The sequence below is a fragment of the Pseudomonas sp. LBUM1662 genome (assembly GCF_059695915.1).
In genome coordinates, this window is the sequence record NZ_CP166793.1 from 1,907,812 (window position 1) to 1,932,271 (window position 24,460).

The following is a 24,460-nucleotide window of genomic DNA, read 5'->3' on the forward strand; positions in this document are numbered from 1 at the left end:
GGACGTATTTCGGATCAATAGTAGCTGGACGATACACTTTGCAGCTATTTCGTGACCAGTTATCTGTTACGCGCGTTTGCTTCGCGCTGTCGGAGGATTAAGCTGGCCGCCGTTTTCGTTGATTGGAGTGCTTCATGTCCCGCCGTCTGCCTGTGATTCTGCTGCTTGTTTTGCTGCCTTTATGGCTGGCCGCCAGTTATGGCGCGCGTTATGGCTTTATGGAGGATGCGCAGTGGGTTGGCATCTGCGTGGATGAGGCGAGCCGCTGGGAATGCCAGATCCGTTCGAGCCTGGGCTTGATGATTCACTTCAAGGTATTGGGCTTTGCCGCACTGGCCGCTGCGATCATCGGTTTTGTGGTTCCGGGCCGTGCCGGGTGGTGGCTGGCGGTGTTGGCGCTGGCGTTCGGGTTTCCGGCGTTGGCGTTGTACAACACAACTTTGGCGGTTTTTGCGGTGGTGATTGCGGGGTTGCGCCTGGTTCGGGCGTCTCGTAGCGCCTGAGAGTCGGTCTTCGCGGGCAAGCCTCGCTCCTACAGAATCTGCTCGTTCATAAAATGACGAACGACTCAATACCGTAGGAGCGAGGCTTGCCCGCGAAGAGGCCAGCCGCTGCGCTGAAGATCAGCCCTTGCGAACCCGCAAGCAACGCCACAACGCCGCCACCATCAACACACTCACCAGCGCCCAACCCCAGGCCTGCTGGTTCTGCAAGCCTTCAACGAACAACTGCGGCGCAATGCCGGCGCCGATGATGAAGGTCAGCAGGGCGATTTCACGGCGTGGCACGCTCACCGGACGGCACAGGTAAACCAGCGCCGGCAGGATAAATGCGACGCTAGGAAAACTGCGATAGCGCGGATCGAACACCAACTCCAGCATCATCACCGCCGCCGCAAAACCTGCCGCAGCGACCAGCCAGCCCGCTCGACGCTCCAGCGCGTTGAACGCACGCTCACGCCAACCAGTACGAGCGCTCAGGGTCAGCGCGGCATGTGCCAGCACCAACAGATTCAAACCCGTCAGCAACGCCACCCACAACCATTCACTGGCAAAACGCGTCGTCACACGCGCCAGATCGCCCCAGGCGCCAATCGAGCAAGCAGCCAGTGCGCCGAGCAGCGGTAGCACCAAGGCCGAGCGCGTGGTGCGTACACGCCCGCCGAGCATCAGCGTGCCAAGGAAGATCAACCCGCCAACGGCCAGCCACTGCGACCAGTACGGCACGTTCGACACGGGACCGGCCAGCACGCCTTTGTCCTGGCGATCAGCATCGAACAGCCCCCAGTAACCACCGACGGCACCTTCGCTGGCACGTTTCCACGGCTGGTCGAAAGCTTCGATCAAGTTGTAATGCCAGCCTTGCTGCTCGGCCATGATGACAAAACCACGGATGAACTTGGCTTCATTAACCCGGCTCGGCAGGGCGGTTTCGCGCTGACGGCCTTCACTCGGCCAGCCGGTTTCGCCAATCATTACGTCCTTGGGCGCGAATTTGTTGCCGAACACCTGACGCACTTCAGCCACATGCTGCAGCGCCGCGTCGATGTTCGAGGGATCGTCTTCCCAGTACGGCAGCAAATGGATGGTCAGGAAATCCACCGCCGGGGCGATTTCCGGGTGCTTGAGCCAGAACTCCCAGACATCGGCGTAAGTGACCGGCTGCTTGACCTGGCTTTTGACTTTATTGATCAGCTTCGCCAGTTGCGCACCGGTGATTTCCTTGCGCAACAGGGTTTCGTTGCCGACGATCACCGACGTCACCACGTCCGCGTTGGCGTTGGCCGAGGCGATCAGCAGGTCGACTTCTTTCTCGGTGTCTACCGGGTTGCTGTTGACCCAGGCACCGATCATCAGTTTCAGACCATGCTTGCGCGCCAAATCGGGCAGCGCCTCAAGGCCGGTCATGGAATAGGTGCGGATGCACTCGAAGCTTTTGGCCAGCAGCGCGAGGTCGGCGTCCATGCGCTCGGGGCGCAACTTGAACGGCACGTCGAATGGCGACTGGTCTTTATCAAAAGGGGTGTAGGAGGCGCATTGCAGCTTATGCGTCGCGCTGGCCACGTCCGGCAGAATCACCGGTTTGCCGAGGCCGTACCAGAAGCCGCTGAGGGCAAACAGCCCCAGCAGGCAAGCGAAAAGATAAGCCAAAAAAGGAAAGCGGGATGTCGCGGGCATGGTCAGGCCGTCTGGGAGCAAAGCCGCGCATGTTACCTGCATTTGCCCCGCGCTTGGGCCCTTGCATGATTTTGACATGCAAAGTTCGGGCGGATTGGCCGGTGGGCTTTCTGTGCACTAGATTAATGGCGATCTGATGTCGTTTCTCGATGCCTTGAGGTCGCTGACAGAGCAGGTCGCGGTTGTCGTCAGGTTGATGATCGACGCATCAGTGCTCTCATTGAAAATCACGCTGATGTTCGAACGAGTTTGCGGTGGGCGTGGTGGGGGCGCTGTGCACCATAACAATACGTTGACGCGACTCGGCACCCGTCGAGCGCAGCACTTTCGGGGAAGTAACGATGAAGATGCGACGACTTTTAGGCGCCGGTGCCGCTCTGGTGCTTGCGATTGGCTCCACGATGGCCAATGCCGAGAGCAAAACCCTGAGCATCGGTTACGTTGACGGCTGGTCCGACAGCGTCGCGACCACGCATGTGGCCGCCGAAGTGATCAAGCAGAAGCTGGGTTATGACGTGAAACTTCAAGCCGTCGCCACCGGGATCATGTGGCAGGGTGTGGCCACCGGCAAACTCGACGCCATGTTGTCCGCCTGGCTGCCGGTGACTCACGGCGAATACTGGACCAAGAACAAGGATCAAGTCGTCGATTACGGTCCGAACTTCAAGGATGCAAAAATCGGCTTGATCGTGCCGGAGTACGTCAAGGCCAAAACCATTGACGACCTGAAAACGGACGACACCTTCAAAAAACGCATCGTCGGCATCGACGCCGGTTCGGGCGTGATGCTTAAAACCGAGCAGGCGATCAAGGATTATGACCTGACCGGGTATCAACTCAAGGCCAGTTCCGGCGCCGGCATGATTGCCGAGTTGACCCGTGCCGAGAAGAAAAATGAATCCATTGCCGTGACCGGTTGGGTGCCGCACTGGATGTTCGCCAAGTGGAAACTGCGTTTCCTGGACGACCCGAAAGGCGTTTATGGCGCGGCTGAAACCGTAAACAACATCGGTAGCAAAGAACTGGCAACCAAGGCACCGGAAGTTGCCAAGTTCCTGAAGAACTTCCAGTGGGCGTCGAAAGACGAAATCGGCGAAGTCATGTTGGCGATTCAAGATGGCGCCAAGCCTGAAGCGGCTGCGAAGGATTGGGTGGCGAAACACCCAGAGCGCGTTGCAGACTGGACCAAGTGATTTGAGCTGAAGGCTCTATTCAGCACCTCTAAAGGCCCCTTGGCAGTTCTGCCAAGGGGCCTTTTGTTTTTCTTGTAGGAGCCAGGCTTGCCGGCGAAGCGATCGTGAGGACGCCTTCGCCGGCAAGCCTGGCTCCTACAAATGTTGCGTCACACCAGAAAATGGCGATTCTGTCATGTCGTTCTAATACTAAGGTCGTCTGGAACCTGGCCCGCAGCCGCATAGAGTGGATCACGTTCCAACTTCATCTGTGCTGCGAGGATAAAAACAATGAACGACAGCATTTACCTCTCGATTCAAAACAGCCCGCGCTTCAAGGAGCTGGTTAGTAAGCGAGAAAGGTTCGCCTGGATTCTTTCGGCGATCATGCTTGGGCTTTACTCCGGATTCATCCTTTTGATTGCTTACGGGCCGCATATTCTGGGGGCGAAAATCAGCCCTGAATCTTCGATTACCTGGGGGATACCGATTGGTGTCGGGCTGATTCTCTCGGCCTTTATCCTGACTGCAATCTACGTACGACGCGCCAATGGCGAATTCGACGACCTGAACAATGCGATTCTCAAGGAGGCTCAGCAATGATCCGGCGTCTAATGGCTCTATTGAGCATCGCAGCCTTTGCACCTGGCGCCTGGGCGGCTGAAGCCCTGACTGGCGAAGTGCACAAACAACCGCTCAACGTTTCCGCGATCCTGATGTTCGTGGCGTTTGTCGGTTTGACCCTGTGCATCACTTACTGGGCTTCCAAGCGTAACAACTCGGCGGCCGACTACTATGCGGCGGGCGGCAAGATCACCGGTTTCCAGAACGGCCTGGCCATTGCCGGTGACTACATGTCAGCGGCGTCTTTCCTGGGTATTTCCGCCCTGGTGTTCACCTCCGGCTACGACGGCCTGATCTACTCGATCGGCTTCCTGGTGGGCTGGCCGATCATTCTGTTCCTGATCGCCGAGCGCCTGCGTAACCTGGGCAAGTACACCTTTGCCGACGTGGCGTCCTACCGTCTCGGGCAAACCCAGATCCGCACGCTGTCCGCTTGCGGTTCGCTGGTGGTAGTGGCGTTCTACCTGATCGCGCAAATGGTGGGTGCCGGCAAGCTGATCCAGCTGCTGTTCGGTCTCGACTACTACGTTGCGGTGATCCTGGTCGGTATTCTGATGTGCATGTACGTGCTGTTCGGCGGCATGCTGGCGACCACTTGGGTGCAGATCATCAAGGCTGTGTTGCTGCTGTCCGGTGCCTCGTTCATGGCACTGATGGTGATGAAGCACGTCAACTTCGACTTCAACGTGCTGTTCTCCGAGGCGATCAAGGTTCACGCCAAAGGCGAAGCGATCATGAGCCCGGGCGGTCTGGTGAAAGACCCGATCTCTGCGTTCTCTCTTGGTCTGGCGCTGATGTTCGGTACCGCAGGCCTGCCACACATCCTGATGCGCTTCTTCACCGTGAGTGACGCGAAGGAAGCTCGCAAGAGCGTGCTGTACGCAACCGGCTTCATTGGTTACTTCTACATCCTGACCTTCATCATCGGCTTCGGCGCGATCTTGCTGGTGAGCACCAATCCTGCGTTTAAAGATGCGGCTGGCGCGCTGTTGGGCGGCAACAACATGGCGGCGGTGCACTTGGCCAACGCGGTCGGTGGCAGTGTGTTCCTGGGCTTCATCTCGGCGGTGGCGTTCGCGACCATTCTGGCGGTTGTGGCGGGTTTGACCCTGGCTGGTGCTACGGCGGTGTCTCACGACCTTTACGCCAGTGTGATCAAGAAGGGCAAGGCCAACGACAAGGATGAGATTCGCGTCTCGAAAATCACCACCGTTTGTCTGGGTGTGTTGGCGATCGGCCTGGGCATTCTGTTCGAAAGCCAGAACATCGCGTTCATGGTGGGCCTGGCGTTCTCCATCGCGGCGAGCTGTAACTTCCCGGTGCTGCTGCTTTCCATGTACTGGAAGAAGCTGACCACTCGCGGTGCGATGATTGGTGGCTGGTTGGGTCTGGTGAGTGCGGTTGGTTTGATGGTGCTTGGTCCAACCATCTGGGTGCAGATTCTGCATCACGAGAAGGCTATCTTCCCGTATGAGTACCCGGCGCTGTTCTCCATGGCCATTGCGTTCATCGGGATCTGGTTCTTCTCGATCACTGACAAGTCCACGGCTGGCGTTAATGAGCGGGCGCTGTTCTTCCCGCAGTTTGTTCGTTCGCAGACCGGTTTGGGGGCGAGTGGGGCGGTTTCTCACTAAGGCTTCGCGTTTGTCTGTGTAAGTTGCGTTAAACGAAAAATGCCCCGGTCGAGAGATCGGGGCATTTTTTTTGGGGGGAGTGTTGCGTGGACTCCTGTGGGAGTGAGCCTGCTCGCGATGACTGTGTGTCAGGTGACGAGTTTTTTGATGGTGTACATATCCATTTCTGCGGTAACGGCTTCTATTGGTTCCGCCCTTACGGCGGGTCACTTGGAAGAGCGCCAAGTAACCAAGCGCTTTTCGCCCCTGACGTACGGTGCCTCGCTGTGGCTCGGCATGCCCTCGCTCCGGTCCTGCTCCGTGGGCCCGCCGCCATCGGCCATCCATGGCCGGGGGCGGCTACCGCGGCATCCTTGCCGCGGTGCCCACTGCGCAGAACCTCCGCTCGGCCTCCCTACGGGGCAGATCAAGATCAAAAGCAAGATCAAGATCAAGGCGGCCGACCGGCCGACCTGAGCTCAAGTGCACGCGTAAACCCAGCGCACACACGTCCCCTGTAGGAGCTGTCGAGTGAAACGAGGCTGCGATCTTTTGATCTTGCCGTTGCTTTGCCCGACCTACGCAATGCGTGCGTTCGACCTCAGCAGATCAAAAGCCACAACAAGATCAAAAGATCGCAGCCTCGTTTCACTCGACAGCTCCTACAGTAAGGAGGTGTACGCGCGCTGTTCACCACTCAACAGGCCGAGCGTTAGCTCGCCTGCAGCTTTTGATCTTGATGCACCGCCCCCTCGAGAGGCCGAGTGGAGGTTCTGCGCAGTGGGCAACCCGGCATGGATGCCGGGTTAGCCGCCCCCGGCCATGGATGGCCGATGGCGGCGGGCCCACGGAGCAGGACCGGAGCGAGGGCATGCCGAGCCACAGCGAGGCACCCAACGAAAGGGGCAAGAGCCCTTGGTTACTTGGGGCTCTTCCAAGTGACCCGCTGTAAGAGCGGAACCCTAAGTCGCCGTGACCGAAAAAACGGATATGTACACAACCAAAAACCCAGTCGGCCCTAAGGCCGCTGAGACCGCACAGACCGCACAAACAAAAACGGCCTCTATATAAATAGAGGCCGTTCCCGGTACAACTCAAGACGTTATCGCAAGACAGGTCTTATTTGCGGTCTTCCAGCTTGGTGATATCACGCGACTCGTAGCCGGTGTACAGCTGGCGCGGACGGCCAATCTTGTACGGGCTGGAGAGCATTTCTTTCCAGTGGGAGATCCAGCCGACAGTCCGCGCCAGAGCGAAGATTACCGTGAACATGCTGGTAGGAATGCCGATCGCCTTGAGGATGATCCCCGAGTAGAAGTCGACGTTCGGGTACAGCGAGCGTTCGATGAAGTACGGGTCGGTCAGGGCAATCTCTTCCAGGCGCATGGCCAGTTCGAGTTGCTTGTCGTGCTTGATCCCCAGTTCCTTCAACACTTCGTCGCAGGTCTGCTTCATCACGGTGGCGCGTGGGTCGCGGTTCTTGTAAACCCGGTGACCGAAGCCCATCAGCTTGAACGGATCGTTCTTGTCCTTGGCCTTGGCGATGTACTTGTCGATGTTCGACACATCGCCAATTTCATCGAGCATGGTCAGAACAGCTTCGTTCGCGCCGCCGTGGGCAGGGCCCCACAGTGCAGCGATGCCGGCGGCGATACAGGCGAACGGGTTGGCACCCGAAGAGCCGGCCAGGCGTACGGTGGAAGTCGATGCGTTCTGCTCGTGGTCGGCATGGAGGATGAAAATCCGGTCCATGGCCTTGGCGAGTACCGGGCTGATCGGTTTGATCTCGCACGGGGTGTTGAACATCATGTGCAGGAAGTTTTCCGCGTACGTCAGGTCATTGCGCGGGTACATCATGGGTTGGCCCATGGAGTACTTGTAAACCATCGCTGCCAGGGTCGGCATCTTGGCAACCAGGCGGATCGCGGAGATTTCGCGATGCTGCGGGTTATTGATGTCGAGGGAGTCGTGGTAGAAGGCCGAGAGGGCGCCGACTACACCGCACATGACGGCCATTGGGTGGGCGTCGCGACGGAAGCCGTTGAAGAAGGTCTTCAGCTGCTCGTGAACCATCGTGTGGTTCTTCACGGTGCTGACAAACTGGGCCTTCTGTTCTGCGGTCGGCAATTCGCCGTTGAGCAGCAGATAGCAGGTTTCCAGGTAGTCCGATTTTTCAGCCAGCTGTTCGATCGGGTAACCGCGGTGCAGCAGAATGCCGTTGTCGCCGTCGATATAGGTGATCTTCGACTCGCAGGAAGCTGTCGACATGAAACCAGGGTCAAAGGTGAAACGGCCCGTGGCCGTCAGGCCCCGAACATCGATTACATCGGGACCAACGGTGCCGGTTAAAATGGGCAGCTCGACGGGGGCTGCGCCCTCGATGATCAACTGCGCTTTTTTGTCAGCCATGTGGCCTCCTATTTATGCTTGAAATCATCAGACAGACCCCCCACGCAGGGCCCGCACCACTATAGTGAGATAAATTCGAATGTCAATTTGCCTAAAGTCTTGCTCCAGAAGGCTTTAACCGGACTTTTTCCTCGAAATTGACTGCCATTTACGCCTTTTATCCAACTTGTGCAATGAGCTATTAGGGGAAGGTGAACGCGTTGTCATTAGTAGCCTAACTGTCTATACTCGGCCTCCGACCGCCAGGGGCTTTTGGGCCTGCTTTACTGGGGGTCGCACTCCCTGGGTGGTGGGTACCTGACCAGTGCACTCCCCAACAACTTTGCCCTGATTGTTAGGGGCTCTTCAGTGTGAAAAAAAGCCGTGAATAGCCAACGACCTGTAAACCTAGACCTAAGGACCATCAAACTCCCAGTCACTGCTTACACGTCCATTCTTCACCGAATCTCCGGAATCATTCTCTTTGTCAGCCTGGCCATCATGCTTTATGCATTGGACAAGTCGCTCGACTCGGAAGAAGGCTTCGGCCAGGTGAAAGCGTGTCTGACCAGTCCGCTAGCCAAGCTAGTGATTTGGGGCATCCTGTCCGCCTTGCTGTATCACCTGGTTGCCGGTGTGCGCCATTTGATGATGGACATGGGCATCGGCGAGTCGCTTGAAGGCGGCAAACTGGGCTCGAAAATCGTTATCGCCGTTTCCGTGGTGGTAATCGTTCTGGCAGGAGTCTGGATATGGTAACTAACGTCACGAACCTGTCGCGTTCGGGCCTCTATGACTGGATGGCACAACGTGTGTCTGCGGTCGTTCTCGCGGCTTACTTCATTTTCCTGATCGGATACGTCGTCGCCAACCCTGGCATCGGCTACGCCCAATGGCATGAACTGTTCGCAAGCAACTGGATGCGTATTTTCAGTCTCCTGGCCCTCGTTGCCCTCGGCGCTCACGCCTGGGTCGGCATGTGGACCATCGCGACCGACTACCTGACGCCAATGGCGTTCGGCAAGTCCGCGACTGCAATACGTTTCCTTTTCCAGGCGGTATGCGGCGTTGCGATGTTCGCTTACTTCGTCTGGGGTGTGCAGATTCTCTGGGGTATCTGATTCATGTCTACTACCGTTAATACGCTTTCGTTCGACGCCATCATCATTGGCGGCGGCGGTGCTGGCATGCGCGCTGCGCTGCAGCTGGCACAAGGTGGTCACAAGACTGCCGTAGTTACCAAGGTTTTCCCGACTCGTTCGCACACTGTATCCGCCCAGGGTGGCATCACCTGCGCCATCGCCTCGGCAGATCCGAACGATGACTGGCGCTGGCACATGTACGATACCGTCAAGGGTTCCGACTACATCGGTGACCAGGACGCTATCGAATACATGTGTTCCGTAGGCCCGGAAGCCGTTTTCGAGCTCGAGCACATGGGTTTGCCGTTCTCCCGTACCGAGCAGGGCCGCATCTATCAGCGTCCGTTCGGCGGTCAGTCGAAAGACTTCGGTAAAGGTGGCCAGGCTGCACGTACGTGCGCCGCTGCCGACCGTACCGGTCACGCTCTGCTGCACACCTTGTACCAGGCCAACCTGAAGGCCGGCACCGTATTCCTCAACGAATACTACGGCGTCGACCTGGTGAAGAACGAAGACGGTGCCTTTGTCGGCATGATCGTCATCTGCATCGAAACTGGCGAAACTTCCTACGTCCGCGCTAACGCCACCGTACTGGCGACTGGCGGTGCAGGTCGTATCTACTCGTCCACCACCAATGCCCTGATCAACACCGGTGACGGCGTCGGCATGGCTCTGCGTGCTGGCGTGCCGGTACAAGACATCGAAATGTGGCAGTTCCACCCGACCGGCATCGCCGGCGCCGGTGTACTGGTTACAGAAGGCTGCCGCGGTGAAGGCGGCTACCTGATCAACAAGCACGGCGAGCGTTTCATGGAACGTTATGCTCCGAACGCGAAAGACCTTGCTGGTCGTGACGTGGTTGCCCGTTCGATGGTTAAAGAAATCATCGCCGGCAACGGTTGCGGTCCGGATGGCGACCACGTAATGCTGAAACTCGATCACCTCGGTGAAGAAGTTCTGCACAGCCGTCTGCCAGGCATCATGGAACTGTCCAAGACCTTCGCTCACGTCGATCCAGCCGTGGCGCCGATTCCGGTCGTTCCAACCTGCCACTATATGATGGGCGGCGTTGCCACCAACATTCATGGCCAGGCAATCACCCAGGACGCCGACGGCGTCGACCAGATCATTCCTGGTCTGTTCGCCGTGGGCGAAGTGGCGTGCGTATCTGTTCACGGTGCCAACCGTCTGGGCGGCAACTCGCTGCTCGACCTGGTGGTATTCGGCCGTGCGGCCGGTCTGTTCCTGGAGCAGACCCTGAAAGAAGGCGTTGATTACGCCCGTCCTCGCCAGTCCGACATCGACGCTGCCTTGGCGCGTCTCGATGGCCTGAACTCGCGTACCGAAGGCGAAGACGTCGCCACCCTGCGTAAAGAACTGCAAAGCTGCATGCAGAACTACTTCGGTGTATTCCGTACCGGCGAATACATGCAGAAGGGTATTGCCCAGCTGGCTGATCTGCGTGGCCGTATCGCCAACGTCAAGATCAACGACAAGAGCCAGGCGTTCAACACCGCTCGAATCGAAGCCCTGGAACTGCAGAACCTGCTGGAAGTGGCCGAAGCCACCGCCATCGCTGCAGAGATCCGCAAAGAGTCCCGCGGCGCTCACGCCCGTGAAGACTACGAAGATCGCGACGACGAAAACTGGCTGTGCCACACCCTGTACTTCCCGGGTGACAAGCGCGTGACCAAGCGTGCTGTGAACTTCTCGCCGAAGACTGTTCCGACTTTTGAACCTAAGATTCGGACTTATTAAGGGTGGCCGCCATGTTGCAAGTCAGTGTTTATCGCTACAACCCTGATCAGGACGCTGCGCCGTTCATGCAGGAATTCCAGGTCGATACCGGTGGTAAAGACCTGATGGTGCTGGACGTGCTGGCCCTGATCAAAGAGCAGGATGAAGGTTTCTCCTATCGTCGCTCTTGCCGTGAAGGCGTTTGCGGTTCCGACGGCATGAACATCAACGGCAAAAACGGCCTGGCCTGCGTCACGCCGCTGTCTTCTGTCGTAAAAGGTAACAAGCTGATCGTTCGTCCGCTGCCAGGTTTGCCGGTTATCCGTGACCTGGTCGTCGATATGAGCATCTTCTACAAGCAATACGAGAAGGTTAAGCCATACCTGCAGAACGACACGCCGGCTCCGGCCATCGAACGTCTGCAGACCCCTGAAGAGCGTGAAAAGCTCGACGGTCTGTACGAGTGCATCCTGTGCGCTTGCTGCTCGACCTCTTGCCCGTCCTTCTGGTGGAACCCGGACAAGTTCCTGGGTCCAGCTGCCCTGCTGCAAGCGTACCGCTTCCTGGCAGACAGCCGCGACACCAAGACTGCCGAGCGTCTGGCTTCGCTGGATGACCCGTTCAGCGTATTCCGCTGCCGCGGGATCATGAACTGCGTCAACGTCTGTCCGAAAGGCCTGAACCCGACTAAGGCCATCGGTCACGTACGTAACATGCTGCTGCAAAGCGGCGTGTGATTCAGCTGTAAAGGCAGGACCGTTGTACCCGTAGATGCTACGGCGCAGGCTTCAACCGGCGCCGTAGTTTTAACCTGGGCAGCAGCTTACAAGGCTGCGGCTCTTATTTTGAAGAAATGAGACAAGCAGGGGCATCCGGGCTGGTACCCGGACTATCAGCGTGATCCTAAGTGGCTTGTTTTGGTCGCTGCATTCGGACTTCTGCAAGTTTGCTCGGTGTCGACGCCGGTGGTGTTCCCCTAACCGAGGGTGACCAAGCATGCAAGAAAGCGTGATGCAGCGCATGTGGAACAGCGCCTACCTTTCAGGTGGAAACGCTGCCTATGTGGAAGAGCTTTATGAGCTCTACCTGCACGACCCTAACGCTGTGCCAGAAGAGTGGCGCACCTACTTTCAGAAGCTGCCTATTGACGGCAACTCTGCCACCGATGTTTCGCACTCCACAATTCGCGATCATTTCGTGCTGCTGGCAAAGAACCAGCGCCGCGCCCAACCGGTTTCCGCCGGGAGCGTGAGCAGTGAGCACGAGAAGAAGCAAGTTGAAGTGCTGCGATTGATCCAGGCCTACCGTATGCGTGGCCACCAGGCAGCCCAGCTTGACCCGCTGGGGCTGTGGCAGCGTCCTGCACCTGCAGACCTGTCGATCAATCATTACGGCTTGACCAATGCCGATCTTGATACGACCTTCCGTGCCGGCGACCTGTTCATCGGCAAAGAGGAGGCGAGCCTACGCGAAATTCACGAAGCGTTGCAGCAGACATATTGCCGCACCATCGGCGCTGAATTTACGCATATCACCGATTCCGAGCAGCGCCAGTGGTTCCAGCAGCGTCTGGAAAGCGTGCGTGGTCGTCCGACCTACTCCGCCGACATCAAGAGCCACTTGCTTGAGCGTGTCACCGCGGGTGAAGGCCTGGAAAAATACCTGGGCACCAAATACCCGGGCACCAAGCGTTTCGGTCTGGAAGGCGGCGAGAGCCTGATTCCGATGCTCGACGAACTGATCCAGCGTTCCGGTTCCTACGGCACCAAGGAAATCGTCATCGGCATGGCCCACCGTGGCCGTCTGAACGTGCTGGTCAACACCTTCGGCAAGAACCCGCGCGAGCTGTTCGACGAGTTCGAAGGCAAGAAGAAGGTCGAGCTGGGTTCCGGTGACGTTAAATATCACCAGGGCTTCTCGTCCAACGTCATGACCACCGGCGGTGAAGTTCACCTCGCGATGGCGTTCAACCCGTCCCACCTGGAAATCGTATCTCCAGTGGTCGAGGGTTCGGTTCGCGCCCGTCAGGATCGTCGTAACGACCCTACCGGCGAGAAGGTTCTGCCGATCTCCATCCACGGTGACGCGGCATTCGCCGGTCAGGGCGTGGTGATGGAAACCTTCCAGATGTCGCAGACCCGCGGTTTCAAAACCGGCGGCACCGTGCACATCGTGATCAACAACCAGGTTGGTTTCACCATCAGCAACCCGCTGGACTCGCGTTCCACCGAGTACGCGACCGACGTTGCGAAAATGATCCAGGCGCCGATCCTCCATGTGAATGGCGATGATCCGGAAGCCGTGTTGTTCGTGACCCAGCTGGCCATCGACTACCGCATGCAGTTCAAGCGTGACGTGGTGATCGACCTGGTCTGCTACCGTCGTCGCGGCCACAACGAGGCCGACGAGCCAAGCGGCACCCAGCCGATCATGTATCAGCAGATCACCAAGCAGCGCACCACCCGTGAGCTGTATGCCGATCGTCTGACCCAGGGCGGTGTACTCGACGCAGAGCGTGTTCAGGCGAAAGTCGACGAATACCGCAACGCGCTGGACAACGGTCTGCATGTTGTAAAAAGCCTGGTCAAAGAGCCGAACAAAGAGTTGTTCGTGGACTGGCGTCCGTATCTGGGCCACGCCTGGACTGCGCGTCACGACACGCGTTTCGACCTGAAAACCTTGCAGGAACTGTCCGCCAAGCTGCTGGAAATTCCGGAAGGCTTCGTGGTTCAGCGCCAGGTCTCGAAAATCTACGAAGACCGTCAGAAGATGCAAGCCGGCGGCCTGCCGATCAACTGGGGTTACGCCGAAACCATGGCGTACGCGACCCTGGCGTTCGAAGGTCACCCGATTCGCATGACGGGTCAGGACATCGGTCGCGGTACGTTCTCGCACCGTCACGCTGTCTTGCACAACCAGAAAGACGCGGGCACCTACGTCCCGTTGCAAAACCTGTACAAAGGCCAGCCACGTTTCGACCTGTACGATTCGTTCCTGTCCGAAGAAGCCGTGCTGGCGTTCGAATACGGTTACTCGACCACCACGCCTGAGGCGCTGGTGATCTGGGAAGCCCAGTTCGGCGACTTCGCCAACGGTGCCCAGGTGGTTATCGACCAGTTCATCACCAGTGGCGAGCACAAGTGGGGCCGTCTCTGCGGTCTGACCATGCTGCTGCCGCACGGTTACGAAGGTCAGGGGCCAGAGCACTCGTCGGCACGTCTGGAGCGTTACCTGCAGCTGTGCGCCGAGCACAACATTCAGGTGGCTGTACCGACTACCCCGGCTCAGATCTACCACTTGCTGCGTCGTCAGGTGATTCGCCCGCTGCGCAAGCCGTTGATCGTTCTGACTCCGAAGTCGTTGCTGCGTCACAAACTGGCCGTATCGACCCTGGAAGATCTGGCCGAAGGTTCGTTCCAGACCGTTATCCCGGAAATCGATGCACTGGACCCGAAAAAGGTCGAGCGCGTTGTTCTGTGTAGCGGCAAGGTCTACTACGACCTGCTGGAAAAACGCCGTGCCGAAGGTCGTGATGACATCGCCATCGTGCGTATCGAGCAGCTGTACCCATTCCCTGAGGACGACTTGAACGAAGTCCTGGCTCCGTACACCAACCTCAAACATATCGTTTGGTGTCAGGAAGAGCCGATGAACCAGGGTGCCTGGTACTGCAGCCAGCATCACATGCGCCGCATCGTTGGCAATCACAACAAGTCGCTCGTACTCGAGTACGCCGGCCGTGATGCTTCTGCTGCACCTGCTTGTGGTTATGCATCGATGCACGCTGAGCAGCAGGAAAAACTGCTGCAAGACGCCTTTACTGTTTAACGCCTTCGCGCACCTGAAACCGAATTTAAGGACTCACAGATAATGGCTATCGAAATCAAAGCCCCCACTTTCCCGGAATCGGTTGCCGATGGCACCGTTGCCACCTGGCACAAAAAACCGGGCGACGCCGTCAAGCGTGACGACCTGATCGTCGACATCGAAACTGACAAAGTCGTACTGGAAGTGTTGGCCACCGCTGACGGCGTGCTGGGCGCTATCGTCAAGAACGAAGGCGACACCGTTCTGTCCGACGAAGTGCTGGGTTCCATCGAAGCGGGCGGCGCTGCTGCCGCTCCAGCCGCTGCCGCTGCTCCGGCCGCTGCACAAGCTGCTGCTCCAGCCGCTGAAGGCGAAGACGATCCTGTTGCTGCACCGGCTGCTCGCAAGCTGGCTGAAGAGAACGGCATCAACATCGCTTCCGTTGCCGGCACTGGCAAAGGCGGTCGTGTGACCAAGGAAGACGTGGTTGCAGCCGTTGCTGCCAAGAAAGCCGCTCCGGCTGCCGCGCCTGCCAAGGCTGCTGCTCCGGCTGCCGCTGCTCCTGTGTTCGCCGCTGGCGACCGCATCGAGAAGCGCGTTCCGATGACCCGCGTTCGCGCTACCGTGGCCAAGCGCCTGGTAGAAGCCCAATCGAACATGGCGATGCTGACCACTTTCAACGAAGTCGACATGACTGAAGTCATGGCCCTGCGTTCGAAGTACAAGGACCTGTTCGAGAAGTCCCACAACGGCGTACGCCTGGGCTTCATGTCGTTCTTCGTCAAGGCTGCCACCGAAGCGCTGAAACGCTTCCCGGCTGTCAACGCGTCGATCGACGGTGCCGACATCGTTTACCACGGCTACGCTGACGTCGGTGTGGCTGTTTCCAGCGACCGCGGCCTGGTTGTACCGGTTCTGCGTAACGCCGAACTGATGAGCCTGGCTGAAATCGAAGGCGGCATCGCCACCTTCGGCAAGAAGGCTCGCGACGGCAAACTGTCGATGGACGAAATGACCGGCGGTACGTTCACCATCACCAACGGTGGTACCTTCGGTTCGATGATGTCGACCCCGATCGTCAACCCGCCACAAGCGGCCATCCTGGGCATGCACAACATTCTGCAGCGTCCTATGGCGATCAACGGTCAGGTCGTGATCCGTCCGATGATGTACCTGGCTCTGTCCTACGATCACCGTCTGATCGATGGCAAAGAAGCTGTGACCTTCCTGGTTACCATCAAGAACCTGCTGGAAGACCCGGCTCGTTTGCTGCTGGATATCTGATTTCGTTGCACGGGCCGGCCAGTGATGGGCGGCCCTCCTGTAATGACCAGCTTCGTCCCACGACAATCCCCAAAAGGGATTGTCCGGTTTGATTCGAGAAGGAATGACACATGACTCAGAAATTCGACGTGGTAGTGATTGGCGCGGGCCCTGGCGGTTACGTGGCTGCCATTAAAGCAGCGCAACTGGGCCTCTCCACTGCCTGCATCGAGAAATACACCGACAAGGAAGGCAAACTGGCCCTCGGCGGTACTTGCCTGAACGTCGGCTGCATTCCATCCAAGGCGCTGCTGGACAGCTCCTGGAAATACAAGGAAGCCAAAGAGGGCTTCGCCATCCACGGTATCAATCACGCTGGCGTGACCATGGACGTGGCGGCAATGGTTGGCCGTAAAGCCAACATCGTCAAAGGCCTGACCTCTGGCGTTGCCACCCTGTTCAAGGCGAACGGCGTCACTTCCCTGCAAGGCCACGGCAAACTGCTGGCCGGCAAGAAAGTCGAACTGACCAAGCCGGACGGCACCGTTGAAATCATCGAAGCCGAGAACGTGATTCTGGCTTCGGGCTCGCGTCCGATCGACATTCCACCGGCTCCGGTTGACCAGAACGTGATCGTCGATTCGACCGGCGCACTGGAATTCCAATCCGTACCTAAGCGTCTGGGCGTGATCGGCGCTGGCGTCATCGGTCTGGAACTGGGTTCGGTATGGTCGCGTCTGGGTTCGGAAGTGGTTGTCCTGGAAGCGCTGGAGAAGTTCCTGCCAGCCGCTGACGACGCCGTTTCCAAAGAAGCCTTCAAGACCCTGACCAAACAAGGTCTGGACATCAAGCTGGGCGCTCGCGTCACCGGTTCCAAAGTGAACGGCGACGAAGTCGTTGTGAACTACACCGATGCCAACGGCGAACAGAACATCACCTTCGACAAGCTGATCGTTGCCGTTGGTCGCCGTCCAGTGACCACCGAACTGTTGGCTGCCGACAGCGGTGTGAACATCGACGAGCGCGGTTTCGTATTCGTTGACGACCAGTGCGCCACCAGCGTGCCGGGCGTTTACGCGATCGGTGACGTGGTTCGCGGCATGATGCTGGCGCACAAGGCGTCCGAAGAAGGCATCATGGTGGTTGAGCGCATCAAGGGCCACAAAGCCCAAATCAACTATGACCTGATCCCGTCTGTTATTTATACTCACCCGGAAATCGCGTGGGTCGGCAAAACCGAGCAGGTCTTGAAGGCTGAAGGCGTTGAAGTTAACGTTGGCACCTTCCCGTTCGCAGCCAGTGGCCGTGCCATGGCAGCCAACGACACCGGCGGTTTCGTCAAAGTGATCGCCGATGCCAAGACTGACCGCGTATTGGGCGTCCACGTGATTGGCCCGAGCGCTGCAGAACTGGTTCAGCAGGGCGCGATCGGCATGGAATTCGGCACTAGCGCTGAAGACCTGGGCATGATGGTTTTCTCCCATCCGACCCTGTCTGAAGCCTTGCACGAAGCCGCTTTGGCTGTGAATGGCGGCGCCATCCACATTGCCAACCGCAAGAAGCGTTAAGACAAGACAATAAGAAACCACGGCGGAAGGCCCGTCGTGAGCCTTGCGTGCAAGACTCACCGCGGAATGTCCGCCGGACGCAGCCTTGCGTAGTCTCACCGGTTATCCGGAACACCTACGCAAGCAGCAGTCACAGGTGGTGCGGCACTTGAACAAGTGCAGCACCGAATGCGCAGTACCTAACGAAGACGGTAATAAGCATGAATCTTCACGAGTATCAGGGTAAGCAGCTGTTCGCTGAATACGGCCTGCCAGTATCCCAGGGTTTCGCCGTAGACACCCCGGAAGCAGCAGCAGAAGCGTGCGACAAAATCGGCGGGACCGAATGGGTTGTCAAAGCCCAGGTTCACGCAGGTGGTCGCGGTAAAGCGGGCGGCGTTAAGCTGGTTCGCAGCAAAGAAGACGCCAAGGCCTTCGCACAGCAGTGGCTGGGCAAGCGTCTGGTGACTTACCAGACTGACGCCAATGGCCAGCCAGTCACCAAGATCCTGGTTGAATCGTGCACTGATATCGCTAAAGAGCTGTACCTGGGCGCTGTCGTTGACCGTTCGAGCCGTCGCATCGTGTTCATGGCTTCCACCGAAGGTGGCGTGGACATCGAGAAAATCGCTCACGACACTCCAGAAAAAATTCTGAAAGCCACTATCGATCCACTGGTTGGCGCTCAGCCATTCCAGGGTCGCGAGCTGGCATTCCAGCTGGGCCTGGAAGGCAAGCAAGTTGCTCAGTTCGCCAAGATCTTCGTAGGTCTGGCCAAGCTGTTCAAGGATCACGACCTGGCTCTGCTGGAAGTGAACCCGCTGGTGATCAAGGCTGACGGCGATCTGCATTGCCTCGACGCCAAGATCAACATCGACGCCAACGCCATGTACCGTCAGCCTAAGCTGAAGACTTTCCACGATCCGTCGCAAGACGATCCGCGCGAAGCGCACGCTGCCAAGTTCGAACTGAACTACGTAGCACTGGAAGGCAACATCGGTTGCATGGTCAACGGTGCTGGCCTGGCCATGGGTACCATGGACATCGTCAACCTGCATGGCGGCAAACCAGCCAACTTCCTCGACGTGGGCGGCGGTGCTACCAAAGAACGCGTTACCGAAGCGTTCAAGATCATCCTGTCCGACACTAACGTCGCAGCAGTATTGGTCAACATCTTCGGCGGCATCGTTCGTTGCGACATGATTGCCGAAGGCATCATCGGCGCTGTGAAAGAAGTCGGCGTGAAAATCCCGGTTGTTGTTCGCCTTGAAGGCAACAACGCTGAGCTGGGCGCTAAAGTACTGGCAGAAAGCGGTTTGAACATCATCGCTGCTACCAGCCTGACCGACGCTGCTCAACAAGTCGTTAAAGCTGCGGAGGGCAAATAATGAGCGTCCTGATCAATAAAGACACCAAAGTTATCTGCCAGGGTATTACCGGTTCGCAAGGTAGTTTTCACACCCAGCAAGCCATCGAATACGGCACCAAGATGGTTGGCGGCGTAACTCCGGGCAAAGGCGGCACCGAGCACCTGGGTCTGCCAGTGTTCAACACCGTGAAAGACGCTGTAGCTGCCACTGGCGCCACCGCCAGCGTGATCTACGTTCCAGCTCCTTTCTGCAAGGACTCCATCCTGGAAGCAGCGTTCGGCGGCATCAAGCTGATCGTTTGCATCACCGAAGGCATTCCTACCCTGGACATGCTGGATGCCAAGGTCAAGTGCGACGAGCTGGGCGTAGTCCTGATCGGTCCTAACTGCCCAGGCGTGATCACTCCAGGCGAATGCAAGATCGGCATCATGCCAGGTCACATTCACTTGCCAGGCAAGGTCGGTATCGTTTCCCGTTCCGGCACCCTGACCTACGAAGCTGTGAAGCAGACCACTGACGCCGGTTTCGGTCAGTCGACTTGCGTCGGCATCGGCGGTGACCCGATCCCGGGTTCGAACTTCATCGACATCCTGAAGCTGTTCCAGGAAGACCCGAAGACCGAAGCGATCGTAATGATCGGTGAGATCGGCGGTTCGGCTGAAGAAGAAGCGGCTGCCTACATCAAGGCACACGTGACCAAGCCGGTTGTTTCCTACATCGCTGGTGTGACTGCCCCTGCGGGCAAGCGCATGGGCCATGCTGGCGCAATCATCTCTGGCGGCAAAGGCACTGCAGACGAGAAGTTTGCTGCCCTGGAAGACGCAGGCGTTAAAACCGTGCGTTCGCTGGCAGACATCGGCAAGGCTTTGTCCGAGCTGACCGGTTGGGCGATCAAGTAAGCCTCGCGCTTAACTGACGCTTCACCAAACAAAGGCCACCTTCGGGTGGCCTTTGTCGTTTTTGAGAAGATCAAAAGATCGCAGCCTCGTTGCACTCGACAGCTCCTACAGAGTGCAACGAGGTTGCGATCTTTTGACCTTTAAATATGTAAACGCGACACAGAAATGTCGCGTATCGGATAGATCGCCCCTTAACAGTGCGTTTGTCGGGCAAATTCGTTAGGCTAGCCGCCATTTTTGCGTTTGCGTCCCACAAGGAAGCGTCGCGCTAAAGGGTCAGTCCTATACGGACCGACAGCATTTCCCTCACCCACAAGGGAAATCCCTCTCTAAATTCCGATTCAGTAGTGTGGTATTTCCTTAATGAAAGTTTTGAAAGGTCAGGACATCCTGGCACTTGGTTTTATGACGTTTGCCCTGTTTGTCGGGGCCGGCAACATCATCTTCCCGCCCATCGTCGGTTTGCAGTCCGGGCCCAATGTCTGGATGGCGGCGCTGGGCTTCTTGATCACAGCGGTCGGTCTGCCGGTCATCACGGTGGTTGCACTGGCCAAGGTCGGCGGCGCGATGGATGCGTTGAGCAGCCCGATCGGTAAAGTTGCAGGTGGTCTGCTGGCCGCCGCGTGCTACCTCGCCGTGGGCCCGCTGTTCGCCACGCCGCGCACCGCGACCGTGTCGTTCGAAGTGGGTCTGGCGCCGCTGACCGGGGAGAGCCCGCTGGCGCTGTTCCTCTACAGTTCGGTGTACTTCCTGCTGGTGTTCTTCATTTCGCTGTATCCGGGCCGTTTGCTGGATACCGTAGGACGTTTCCTCGCACCGCTGAAGATCATCGCCCTGGCCGCACTCGGCATCGCCGCATTCGCACTGCCGGCCGGTGATATCGGCGTGGCCACGCCTGAGTATGTCGCGGCGCCGTTCTCCCAGGGTTTCATCAATGGTTACCTGACCATGGATACTTTGGGCGCACTGGTGTTCGGCATCGTCATCGTCAACGCGATCCGCTCCCGTGGTGTCGAGTCGCCGGTATTGATCACCCGTTACGCGATCATCGCCGGGCTGATTGCCGGTGTGGGTCTGGCGCTGGTGTACGTCAGCCTGTTCCGTCTGGGTTCCGGAAGCCATGAAGTGGCGGCCGGTGCAACCAACGGCGCGGCGGTGTTGCACGCCTATGTCCAGCACACCTTCGGTTCGTTGGGCAGCGGTTTCCTTGCGGTGTTGATCTCCTTGGCCTGTCTGGTCACGGCGGTCGGTCTGACCTGCGCTTGCGCTGAATATTTCAGCCGTGTGCTGCCACTGTCCTACAAGACGCTGGTGATCATCCTGGCCGTGTTCTCGCTGTTTGTGTCCAACCTGGGCCTCACCAAGCTGATTGCGTTCTCGATCCCGGTGCTGACCGCGATTTACCCGCCGTGCATCGCGCTGGTAGCACTGAGCTTCTGCAAAGACTTCTGGCATGAACAGGGCCGCATCGTTGGCCCGGTGATGCTGGTGTCGTTCATTTTCGGCCTGATCGATGCGCTCAAGGGCGCGGGTCTGGCGGACTGGATGCCGACTCAGCTGTCCCACTTGCCGCTGAGCGAGCAAGGCCTGGCATGGCTGGTGCCGTCGGTGATGACCCTGGTGGTCGCGGTGGTGTGCGACCGTCTGCTGGGCAAGCGCGAAGAAGCGCTGGCTTAAGCGGCTAAAGGCCCGTCACAAGCGGGTCTTGAGCATCAACAGAAATGCCCCGTATCAATCGATACGGGGCATTTTTTATGCGCGCGGTGCAGTGTCTTTTTCCTTGAGCTAACGTCGAACCAGTACCCTGTAGGAGCGAGGCTTGCCCGCGAAGGCGGTGTAACAGGAGAAATTTATCGCCTGACACACCGCCTTCGCGGGCAAGCCTCGCTCCTACAAGGTCAATGCCAACGTCTCACAGGGAATTGCATGTCGTTCATCCACGCCAACATCATCCACATCCTCGCCGCCGTCTGGTTTGTCATCTGCTGGGGCGGCTACACCCGTTACGCCTCGTGGAAGGGTCGCGATACCGCGTGTCTGGCCAGTGTGCTGCACTTGTACCGTGAAGACTGGATGCGCCGAATGCTGCTGCGCGATAACCGCATCGCCGACGCCAGCGTGGTCGGCAACCTGGAGCGCAACGCCTCGTTCTTCGCCTCCAGCACGCTGATTATCCTGGCCGGCATTCTCACCGTACTCGGCGCGTCCGAGCGGGCTGTGTCGTTGCTGGCGGATATTCCGATGGTGCAACAGGCGTCGCAAGGCATGTCCGAGATCAAATTGCTGTGCCTGGCGCTGGTGTTTGTCTACGCGTTCTTCACCTTTAGCTGGTGCATGCGCCAGTACAACTTCGCCGCCATTTTGATTGGCTCGGCGCCAATGATCGGCGAGCGCCACGTGTCCGAGCAAGAGCGAAAAGCCTTTGCGGCCCGCGCGGCCCGGGTCATCTCCATGGCCGCCAACCAGTTCAACTTTGGCCTGCGCTCGTACTACTTCGGCATGACCATGCTGGCCTGGTTCGTCAGCCCGTGGCTGTTCATGTTGATGAGTGCCGGCGTGGTGCTGGTGCTGTATCGCCGGGAGTTTCATTCCGACGTTCTCGATGTGATGGTCTATACCCCTACAGAGGCGCCATTGCCCGAAGCCAATAAAGAGGCCGCTTGATGAGTATTCCGTTCTGGTGTGTGTTTATCAGCGCCTTGCTGATTTACGTAGCCCGCATGCCCGTGGCCAAGGCGATGAAAGAGCAGGGCGGTTACAACAATCACCTGCCGCGTCAGCAACAGGCACAACTGACCGGGTTCGGTGCCCGTGCGGTGGCGGCTCACCAGAATTGCTTCGAGGCTTTCATATTATTTGCGGTGGGGGTGTTGATGGCGCACACCACGCAAACGGCGGGGTGGCTGATCGATTCGTTGGCAATCATCTTCGTGATTACCCGAATCATTTATTTACTGTGTTATTGGGCTGATCTTGCCTGGCAGCGCAGTCTCGTGTGGGTCGTCGGACTAGTGTGTTGTTTGCTGCTGATGATTAGTCCGACGTTCAGGACCATTTTGCTCTAGCGCGAAAGGCCGGGGCATATTGCGCAGCCGCGTGATGGCGTTGTAACGTCCGGCTTCGGTTTCTCATGGAAGGCAGTTCTTGAACGGATTTCAAACGTGTCAGCCACCACGCCGCCGGCGCGGCTGGTGGGTGTGGGCCCTGATGGCCGGCAATGCGTTAGCGCAGGCCTCGCCATACGTGGTGCCTGTCGAGCCCAAGCCCGAAGCCAAGCGGTTCGGCGATTTCATGGTTGTCCCGCTGACATCCAGGGAACGGCTTCCAGGCTACGGACCGCAGTTGTCTATTACTTTTCGTTCCCAGAAGTACTGGCCCCTCGGTGCCTGGGAAGTCAATGATGTGCGGCCGATCAAGGCGCTGAGCGAAGGTCAGCCCATGCTGTTGGCGGTCACTTCGGGCTATAGCGGCGTCGGTACGCTGCTCATTAGCGTGCAAAATGGTGTGCCCTTGTCGCGCCTGTTAAGCCCAATCAACGATCTGAAATCTCCCGACTGGGGCGTGCCGCAACCAGGGCGTGAGGAGGTTTTGCTGTTCAGGGAATCCGGCCGAGCGCTGGATACCCGCACCGGCGAAGTGCTGTGGTTTGACACCCGGTTCAAGGCCAAGGTCTACAGCCCTTGGGGCGCACTGATGTCGGTGTCCCCGGACAATCGGCTGGCGGCGTACCTGACGTCCAGACAAATTTTGGTCGGCGGGCGTGAGGACGGCCTGGACGCTGCCTATCAGTTGCCGGCCGATGCCAACGTTGGTGAGTTGGACGACATTTCCAAGGCCGCATACGCCCAGGCAGTCAAGGCGCACGAGGACGGCAAGCCAAGCATAGATAACAACCGTCTGGCCCAGGACATGACGATTGCCTGGTTCGCAACGCGCTTCCACTGGCAGGCCAAAAACGGCTCGTGGGAGTTGGTCGGTCGTGGCCTCGGCCCCGCATTACCCCTTTCCGAGCGCTAAGCCTTTTGAAAAACTCACTAATGGGTCGTGGCGTCTTGCTGCTGATCGGTATCGCCGTGTTGCTGGGTGGCTGCGTCAGTCAGGATGGCGCCACCAACAGGGAATTCCTGTCCGAAAACCTGGACGCGCGCCAGGCGTTGCTGACGTTGGATGTCGCGTTCGCGCTGGCTCCCGATTACAAGCCGTCCCAAGGGCAGTTTTATGCAGATGACCGTATTACTTACAGCGGCTTCCCTCATATCGAGGTGCCTTATTACCAGAAAGGCCTCGATGTCGACATGGGGCTGACCGGGCTGCCCTATATACTGCCGATTCCCTATCCGGTGCCCAAGGTCGATACCGGGCGTAGCGAGTACAAGGTGTTTGGCCAGCGGCTGGACGAACAACGCTATCGTTTCGTGGTTCCGAGCAAGTCGAAGTGGAACAGCGGCCACACCTTCGCGTTGTTATTTCAGCGTCGTGAACGGCGGGAAACCATCACCTTTCGCTTCAATACGCAGACGTCCTGCACCTCGTCATTGAAGGTGATAACGCCGGAATACGGTTATCCATTATCCGTCAGCGCCAAGTTCAAAAACGAGGTGGGCTGTTTGACCGTGTGTGATGGCCGGCCGGGCTATGCGGGAGATTGTGCCTTTCAGCCGCCCCCAACTAGCGGCGGATAAAGTTGCTGTAACAGTAAATCACAGACAAAAGAAAACCCG

Annotated in this window: 20 protein-coding genes; 18 read left to right on the forward strand and 2 right to left on the reverse strand. The window is 58.2% G+C overall.

The genetic code is table 11. The annotated features are described in order from the left end of the window. The first annotated feature begins 134 nt into the window (after window positions 1-134). The gene (locus ACA049_RS08565; protein WP_497334646.1) at window positions 135-503 is read left to right on the forward strand and encodes a hypothetical protein; all 369 of its coding nucleotides are present in this window, start codon (window positions 135-137) and stop codon (window positions 501-503) included. Window positions 504-623: 120 nt separating this feature from the next. Here the strand turns inward: ACA049_RS08565 and ACA049_RS08570 are convergent, their stop codons facing one another. After that, entirely contained in the window at window positions 624-2,219 is a 1,596-nt protein-coding gene (locus ACA049_RS08570; protein WP_497334648.1) for a glycoside hydrolase family 17 protein, read from the reverse strand. A 299-nt stretch (window positions 2,220-2,518) separates the two neighbouring features. Between ACA049_RS08570 and ACA049_RS08575 the strand changes: the two genes are divergently transcribed. The 3 genes from ACA049_RS08575 to ACA049_RS08585 all read left to right on the forward strand — a co-directional run bounded on the left by ACA049_RS08575 (window position 2,519) and on the right by ACA049_RS08585 (window position 5,607). Then, the gene (locus ACA049_RS08575) at window positions 2,519-3,370 is read left to right on the forward strand and encodes a glycine betaine ABC transporter substrate-binding protein (RefSeq protein ID WP_438662588.1); all 852 of its coding nucleotides are present in this window, start codon (window positions 2,519-2,521) and stop codon (window positions 3,368-3,370) included. 270 nt (window positions 3,371-3,640) lie between these two features. Continuing rightward, window positions 3,641-3,952 carry a DUF485 domain-containing protein gene (locus ACA049_RS08580; RefSeq protein WP_017337238.1) on the forward strand — a complete coding sequence of 104 codons (312 nt, stop codon included), beginning with the start codon at window positions 3,641-3,643 and terminating at the stop codon, window positions 3,950-3,952. Next, a complete protein-coding gene (locus ACA049_RS08585) occupies window positions 3,949-5,607 on the forward strand; it encodes a cation acetate symporter (protein WP_497334650.1) in 1,659 nt (552 codons plus the stop codon). Before ACA049_RS08580 ends, ACA049_RS08585 begins: the two co-directional genes overlap by 4 nt. Window positions 5,608-6,705: 1,098 nt before the next feature. Here ACA049_RS08585 and gltA read toward each other — a convergent pair. After that, complete coding sequence (gene gltA, locus ACA049_RS08590; protein WP_010456856.1) at window positions 6,706-7,995, reverse strand: citrate synthase; 1,290 nt, start codon at window positions 7,993-7,995, stop codon at window positions 6,706-6,708. 363 nt (window positions 7,996-8,358) lie between these two features. Here gltA and sdhC point away from each other — a divergent pair, with 363 nt between their 5' ends. From sdhC to ACA049_RS08660, 14 genes are all read left to right on the forward strand, one after another. Further along, window positions 8,359-8,733: a succinate dehydrogenase, cytochrome b556 subunit gene (sdhC, locus tag ACA049_RS08595; protein ID WP_082555868.1), complete on the forward strand. Its 375-nt coding sequence runs from the start codon at window positions 8,359-8,361 to the stop codon at window positions 8,731-8,733. Then, window positions 8,727-9,095 (forward strand): succinate dehydrogenase, hydrophobic membrane anchor protein, encoded by a 369-nt coding sequence (sdhD, locus tag ACA049_RS08600; protein WP_007945134.1) that lies wholly within the window; start codon window positions 8,727-8,729, stop codon window positions 9,093-9,095. The genes sdhC and sdhD overlap by 7 nt, the downstream gene beginning before the upstream one ends. Window positions 9,096-9,098: 3 nt before the next feature. After that, window positions 9,099-10,874 carry a succinate dehydrogenase flavoprotein subunit gene (gene sdhA, locus ACA049_RS08605; protein ID WP_008032662.1) on the forward strand — a complete coding sequence of 592 codons (1,776 nt, stop codon included), beginning with the start codon at window positions 9,099-9,101 and terminating at the stop codon, window positions 10,872-10,874. An 11-nt stretch (window positions 10,875-10,885) separates the two neighbouring features. Continuing rightward, window positions 10,886-11,590 carry a succinate dehydrogenase iron-sulfur subunit gene (locus ACA049_RS08610; protein WP_010456852.1) on the forward strand — a complete coding sequence of 235 codons (705 nt, stop codon included), beginning with the start codon at window positions 10,886-10,888 and terminating at the stop codon, window positions 11,588-11,590. Window positions 11,591-11,849: 259 nt separating this feature from the next. After that, window positions 11,850-14,681: a 2-oxoglutarate dehydrogenase E1 component gene (locus ACA049_RS08615; protein WP_109628636.1), complete on the forward strand. Its 2,832-nt coding sequence runs from the start codon at window positions 11,850-11,852 to the stop codon at window positions 14,679-14,681. Between the two features lie 42 nt (window positions 14,682-14,723). Continuing rightward, entirely contained in the window at window positions 14,724-15,944 is a 1,221-nt protein-coding gene (odhB, locus tag ACA049_RS08620) for a 2-oxoglutarate dehydrogenase complex dihydrolipoyllysine-residue succinyltransferase (RefSeq protein WP_010456848.1), read from the forward strand. A gap of 110 nt (window positions 15,945-16,054) precedes the next feature. Next, window positions 16,055-17,491 (forward strand): dihydrolipoyl dehydrogenase, encoded by a 1,437-nt coding sequence (gene lpdA, locus ACA049_RS08625; RefSeq protein ID WP_497334653.1) that lies wholly within the window; start codon window positions 16,055-16,057, stop codon window positions 17,489-17,491. Between the two features lie 200 nt (window positions 17,492-17,691). Next, window positions 17,692-18,858 carry an ADP-forming succinate--CoA ligase subunit beta gene (sucC, locus tag ACA049_RS08630; protein WP_008148602.1) on the forward strand — a complete coding sequence of 389 codons (1,167 nt, stop codon included), beginning with the start codon at window positions 17,692-17,694 and terminating at the stop codon, window positions 18,856-18,858. Beyond that, entirely contained in the window at window positions 18,858-19,739 is an 882-nt protein-coding gene (gene sucD, locus ACA049_RS08635) for a succinate--CoA ligase subunit alpha (RefSeq protein ID WP_008148605.1), read from the forward strand. Before sucC ends, sucD begins: the two co-directional genes overlap by 1 nt. 363 nt (window positions 19,740-20,102) lie before the next feature. Continuing rightward, entirely contained in the window at window positions 20,103-21,416 is a 1,314-nt protein-coding gene (brnQ, locus tag ACA049_RS08640) for a branched-chain amino acid transport system II carrier protein (protein ID WP_008148607.1), read from the forward strand. A gap of 249 nt (window positions 21,417-21,665) precedes the next feature. Then, a complete protein-coding gene (locus tag ACA049_RS08645; RefSeq protein WP_461957848.1) occupies window positions 21,666-22,403 on the forward strand; it encodes a DUF599 domain-containing protein in 738 nt (245 codons plus the stop codon). Next, window positions 22,403-22,804 carry an MAPEG family protein gene (locus ACA049_RS08650; protein WP_497334655.1) on the forward strand — a complete coding sequence of 134 codons (402 nt, stop codon included), beginning with the start codon at window positions 22,403-22,405 and terminating at the stop codon, window positions 22,802-22,804. The genes ACA049_RS08645 and ACA049_RS08650 overlap by 1 nt, the downstream gene beginning before the upstream one ends. A 79-nt stretch (window positions 22,805-22,883) precedes the next feature. Beyond that, window positions 22,884-23,756: a hypothetical protein gene (locus tag ACA049_RS08655; RefSeq protein WP_497334657.1), complete on the forward strand. Its 873-nt coding sequence runs from the start codon at window positions 22,884-22,886 to the stop codon at window positions 23,754-23,756. A 35-nt stretch (window positions 23,757-23,791) separates the two neighbouring features. After that, complete coding sequence (locus ACA049_RS08660; protein ID WP_497334659.1) at window positions 23,792-24,421, forward strand: hypothetical protein; 630 nt, start codon at window positions 23,792-23,794, stop codon at window positions 24,419-24,421. Window positions 24,422-24,460 lie beyond the last annotated feature (39 nt).

What these genes read in the sequence shown, in the direction of transcription:
- ACA049_RS08565 (WP_497334646.1), top strand. Translation starts at nt 135, where the DNA reads ATGTCCCGCCGTCTGCCTGTGATTCTGCTGCTTGTTTTGCTGCCTTTA.
- ACA049_RS08570 (WP_497334648.1), bottom strand. Translation starts at nt 2,219, where the DNA reads ATGCAGGTAACATGCGCGGCTTTGCTCCCAGACGGCCTGACCATGCCC.
- ACA049_RS08575 (WP_438662588.1), top strand. Translation starts at nt 2,519, where the DNA reads ATGAAGATGCGACGACTTTTAGGCGCCGGTGCCGCTCTGGTGCTTGCG.
- ACA049_RS08580 (WP_017337238.1), top strand. Translation starts at nt 3,641, where the DNA reads ATGAACGACAGCATTTACCTCTCGATTCAAAACAGCCCGCGCTTCAAG.
- ACA049_RS08585 (WP_497334650.1), top strand. Translation starts at nt 3,949, where the DNA reads ATGATCCGGCGTCTAATGGCTCTATTGAGCATCGCAGCCTTTGCACCT.
- gltA (WP_010456856.1), bottom strand. Translation starts at nt 7,995, where the DNA reads ATGGCTGACAAAAAAGCGCAGTTGATCATCGAGGGCGCAGCCCCCGTC.
- sdhD (WP_007945134.1), top strand. Translation starts at nt 8,727, where the DNA reads ATGGTAACTAACGTCACGAACCTGTCGCGTTCGGGCCTCTATGACTGG.
- sdhA (WP_008032662.1), top strand. Translation starts at nt 9,099, where the DNA reads ATGTCTACTACCGTTAATACGCTTTCGTTCGACGCCATCATCATTGGC.
- ACA049_RS08610 (WP_010456852.1), top strand. Translation starts at nt 10,886, where the DNA reads ATGTTGCAAGTCAGTGTTTATCGCTACAACCCTGATCAGGACGCTGCG.
- ACA049_RS08615 (WP_109628636.1), top strand. Translation starts at nt 11,850, where the DNA reads ATGCAAGAAAGCGTGATGCAGCGCATGTGGAACAGCGCCTACCTTTCA.
- odhB (WP_010456848.1), top strand. Translation starts at nt 14,724, where the DNA reads ATGGCTATCGAAATCAAAGCCCCCACTTTCCCGGAATCGGTTGCCGAT.
- lpdA (WP_497334653.1), top strand. Translation starts at nt 16,055, where the DNA reads ATGACTCAGAAATTCGACGTGGTAGTGATTGGCGCGGGCCCTGGCGGT.
- sucC (WP_008148602.1), top strand. Translation starts at nt 17,692, where the DNA reads ATGAATCTTCACGAGTATCAGGGTAAGCAGCTGTTCGCTGAATACGGC.
- sucD (WP_008148605.1), top strand. Translation starts at nt 18,858, where the DNA reads ATGAGCGTCCTGATCAATAAAGACACCAAAGTTATCTGCCAGGGTATT.
- brnQ (WP_008148607.1), top strand. Translation starts at nt 20,103, where the DNA reads ATGAAAGTTTTGAAAGGTCAGGACATCCTGGCACTTGGTTTTATGACG.
- ACA049_RS08645 (WP_461957848.1), top strand. Translation starts at nt 21,666, where the DNA reads ATGTCGTTCATCCACGCCAACATCATCCACATCCTCGCCGCCGTCTGG.
- ACA049_RS08650 (WP_497334655.1), top strand. Translation starts at nt 22,403, where the DNA reads ATGAGTATTCCGTTCTGGTGTGTGTTTATCAGCGCCTTGCTGATTTAC.